Source organism: bacterium, from assembly GCA_023135785.1.
Lineage (GTDB): Bacteria > CAIJMQ01 > CAIJMQ01 > CAIJMQ01 > CAIJMQ01 > CAZNJA01.
Genome location: JAGLSL010000090.1, coordinates 1 through 2158, shown reverse-complemented (window position 1 = coordinate 2158; position 2158 = coordinate 1). Strand labels below are relative to the sequence as shown.

Genomic DNA, 2158 nt, shown 5'->3' with positions numbered 1-2158 from the left:
TTTCCCCTTTTTTCCACATTTTCTGTCTTGAACGGGAATAAAAATGCACCAATCCACTTTCAAGAGTTAATTTAATAGCTTCTTTATTCATATATCCAACCATCAATACTTGTCCATTGGCATAATCCTGAATAACTGCAGGCATCAGTCCATCGTCCTTAAATTTCAATTGGTCTATCCAGCTTTTGTCCATTTAAAAACTCCTTAAATTGAGGTTATATATCTAATAAAACTATTTTAACAAAGTCCTATCTGTATTGACAACGTAAAAGAGTCGAAATGACAAAAGGAGAATTTCTTCCGAAGAAATCCCTTCGGGACAATACCCAATTACTAATGAATATCTAATTGGGGAATTAGACATTGGACATTTCATTGGAAATTAGGTACTGGTAATTAGGAATTTAATTTATTTATTTCTTTAATTCCCCGCCTTTAAATAGATACACGACACCTCCAATAAGCGAGGTAGCTACCATAACAAGATAAAATACTATACTCAAGGCAAATGCATCCATTTTAGGGATAATTCCTGCAGTGGTTGCGAAGAAAAAAACAAAAGCAACCTCTCTGGTTCCTATCCCTGAGACTGTTACAGGGATGGCTACAATCAATTGGATTATAGGTATAAAAAGAAACAAGTATACAATCGGTATATTCAGATTAAGAAATTTGGATAGGAAATAGCAGACAAATATTATAAGGAGTTGAATAATAACGGAAACTGAAAGGGCAAATGCAAGGATAGTTTTACTTTTTCTATATAGAACCAATGCTTTTTTAAAGTTTGCTATTTTATCACCTATCCCAAATAGTCTAATTTTAAAAATTTTTGTTAAGAGAAACGTATTTTTAAGATTAAAGAAAAGAAAACTCGTAATCAAGAAAAACGCAAACAGACCAAAAACCAATGGTGACAGATTTTTAACAACAGGATATCTGAAATTCAAAAGAACAACAGGAATAGCAATAAAAATAAGCGCCGACATTCCTATCGCCCGGTCAATAAGAATAGAAGCCAAAGAGCCTGCATTTTTACGGGTATGTTTTGCAATATAATATAACTTCACTGCGTCCCCCCCCAAAGTGCCGGGCAAAAAATTCGAGAAGAAAAAACCGATAAATGTTAATTGGAATGCTTCTATAAAACTAAGTTTGACATCCTGCACTTCCAACAATCTCTTCCACCTGATAGCCGTTATCGTAACAGCTACAGCAAAAAACAAAATTGAAATGAATAAAAAAGGATAGGATGCATTTTGAAGATAACCGGGGAAGCTCTGCAGATTTTCTTTGCCAAGATTAAGAAGAATAAAACCTATCAAAGAAATACTTACCAGCGCTCTGATGACAAAAAATATGATATTTTTCTTCATAATTAACTGTCGCACTATAGCATATAAAACAAATATACTGCAACCATTTAAGGCGCCCCTAAAGAGGCGTGTAATAACAGCAGGATGAAGACCTTAAACTCAAGGATTTTTATTGCTCCGCCTTACTATTTAAAGATATGGAAGCATGTAACAGGACTTGCCCCGTAAAGAAATAAATTTCTAACGGGGCTTGCTACTTTCTACCAGCTACTTTAAAATAATCTGTTAATCTGTGTAATCTGGATTTAATAATCGCTGCCCCTAGAAATGCAGAGCATTTCAAGGACTAAGTACCCGAAAATTTCTCTGAAATTTCAGGGTGTGAATTGCAGGGTATAATCATAGTTCAGAGCGTAGCAAGAACTTTCACAATGAAAATATTAAGGCTTTACATAATAAAAGAATTTATTCCGTCTTTCCTGCTGGGGTTTTTTATATTTACTTTCGTTTTATTCATAAGTAATTTTTTCCCGTTGGCGCGCGTTTTTTTTGACGAGAGAATAGGACTGGCGACAACAATGACATTGCTTTTTAATATAGTTTGCCTCATTCTGCCCTATTCGATTTCAATGGGTATTTTATTGGGGAGCGTTAATTGTTTCAACAGATTGTCTCAAGACGGAGAAGTTGTGGGGCTAGAATCCTGCGGAATTGATCCTTTGGCTGCTATTTTACCGGTATTGGGCTTATCTTTTCTGATAAGTATATTTTGCCTATATCTTCACGCTGAAGTTTCGCCCTCTGCACACTTAGGAATTAAACAAATACAGGAAGATTTCAAG

At 34.8% G+C, this 2158-nt stretch carries 3 protein-coding genes; 1 reads left to right on the top strand and 2 read right to left on the bottom strand.

Going from position 1 to position 2158, the window contains the following annotated elements; translation table 11 throughout:
• On the bottom strand, positions 1 to 193 hold a 193-nt coding region (locus tag KAS42_06305), incomplete at its 3' end, for a bifunctional phosphoribosyl-AMP cyclohydrolase/phosphoribosyl-ATP pyrophosphatase (GenBank protein ID MCK4905830.1).
• Between the two features lie 220 nt (positions 194 to 413).
• Positions 414 to 1376 carry a flippase-like domain-containing protein gene (locus tag KAS42_06300; GenBank protein ID MCK4905829.1) on the bottom strand — a complete coding sequence of 321 codons (963 nt, stop codon included), beginning with the start codon at positions 1374 to 1376 and terminating at the stop codon, positions 414 to 416.
• Positions 1377 to 1747: 371 nt separating this feature from the next.
• On the opposite strand from KAS42_06300, the gene KAS42_06295 reads away from it, so the two are divergent.
• A partial coding sequence (locus KAS42_06295; GenBank protein ID MCK4905828.1) for an LptF/LptG family permease occupies positions 1748 to 2158 on the top strand: 411 nt, incomplete at its 3' end.